The organism is Arthrobacter sp. P1_D4, assembly GCF_056406115.1.
This window is the reverse complement of the sequence record NZ_JBFUAU010000044.1, coordinates 1-1192: the sequence shown is the minus strand read 5'-3', so window position 1 is coordinate 1192 and position 1192 is coordinate 1. Positions and strand designations below refer to the sequence as shown.

Annotated in this window: 2 protein-coding genes; both read left to right on the top strand. The window is 63.4% G+C overall.

Annotated elements, in window-relative coordinates:
• Positions 1 to 420: carbohydrate ABC transporter permease (locus AC1D0A_RS21915; protein ID WP_476946834.1), on the top strand; the 420-nt coding region annotated here is incomplete at its 5' end.
• Positions 417 to 1192, top strand: a 776-nt coding sequence (locus AC1D0A_RS21910) for a carbohydrate ABC transporter permease (protein ID WP_476946833.1), incomplete at its 3' end; no start/stop codon positions are given. The genes AC1D0A_RS21915 and AC1D0A_RS21910, both read left to right, overlap by 4 nt.

The following is a 1192-nucleotide window of genomic DNA, read 5'->3' as shown; positions in this document are numbered from 1 at the left end:
GTGATCATCGCGGACGTCTGGAAGACCACGCCGTTCATGGCGCTGYTGATTCTCGCCGGGCTGCAGATGATTCCCGCGGAAGTGTACGAGGCGGCCAAGGTCGACGGCGCCTCAGCCTGGCAGCGGTTCCGGATGATCACCCTGCCGCTGGTGAAACCGGCGCTCATGGTGGCCATCCTGTTCCGCACCCTGGACGCGCTGCGCATGTTCGACCTCCCGTACATCCTGACCGGCGGGGCSAACAACACCACCACGCTGTCCATCCTGGTGATCAACCAGATCAGGCAGGGCTTCAACGCGGCGGCGGCYTTGTCCACCATCACGTTCATCATCATCTTTCTGGTGGCTTTCATCTTCGTKCGCTTCCTCGGAGCGAACGTCGTGGAGCAGCAGACYGGCGCAGGTAAGGGGAAGAAATGACCGCCGCGACGAGCGCCGCAACCGAGCTGCGCGCMGAGCAGGACCGGGGGCGGAAGGCCGCGCAGAACCGCGAGAAGTGGGCCCAGAGCCGGACCTACATCAGTGCGGTCGTGATCCTGTTCTGGTGCCTGGCTCCGGCCTACTGGATGGTGGTGACGGCGTTCCGCGACGTCGGCTACACCTACGACACCTCGATCCTGCCGACCCACATCACGCTGGACAACTTCAGGACGGCGTTCGACACGTCCTTCGGCAACCACTTYGGCCAGGCACTGCTGAACAGCTTGTTCATCGGCACCGTCGTCACCCTGGTGTCSCTGGTGATCGGCGTGTTTGCCGCCTACGCACTGGCCCGCTTGAACTTCAAGTTCAAGTACCTYGTGCTGGGCTTCATCCTGGGCGCTTCCATGTTCCCCGGCGTCGCCCTCATCACCCCGCTGTTCCAGCTCTTCACGAACATCGGCTGGATGGGCACCTACCAGGCCCTGATCATCCCGAACATCTCGTTCGTGCTGCCGCTGACGGTCTACACCATGACMTCCTTCTTCCGGGAGATGCCGTGGGAGCTCGAGGAATCGGCCCGGGTGGACGGCTGCACGCAGGGACAGGCSTTCCGGAAGGTCATCATGCCGCTGGCCGCACCGGCCATCTTCACGACCGCCATCCTGGCCTTCATCTCCTCGTGGAATGAATTCCTGATCGCCAGCCAGCTCTCGTCCGACGCAACGCAGCCGGTCACAGTGGCCATTGCAAGCTTCGCCGGTGCGCAGCC